Origin of the sequence: Bacillus cereus group sp. BfR-BA-01316 (assembly GCF_022664195.1) — a bacterium.
GTDB lineage: Bacteria > Bacillota > Bacilli > Bacillales > Bacillaceae_G > Bacillus_A.
Map to the genome: position 1 here is coordinate 1 of NZ_JAKUGX010000104.1, position 313 is coordinate 313.

Here is a 313-nt window from a genome sequence, read left to right on the forward strand (position 1 = left end):
GGAAAGACCCCGTGGAGCTTTACTGTAGCCTGATATTGAATTTTGGTACAGTTTGTACAGGATAGGCGGGAGCCATTGAAACCGGAGCGCTAGCTTCGGTGGAGGCGCTGGTGGGATACCGCCCTGACTGTATTGAAATTCTAACCTACGGGTCTTATCGACCCGGGAGACAGTGTCAGGTGGGCAGTTTGACTGGGGCGGTCGCCTCCTAAAGTGTAACGGAGGCGCCCAAAGGTTCCCTCAGAATGGTTGGAAATCATTCGTAGAGTGCAAAGGCATAAGGGAGCTTGACTGCGAGACCTACAAGTCGAGC

The 313-nt window shown here is 53.4% G+C and carries 1 rRNA gene; it reads left to right on the forward strand.

From position 1 onward, the window contains the following. A 23S ribosomal RNA gene (locus MR071_RS25175) occupies nucleotides 1-313 on the forward strand; the annotation flags it as partial.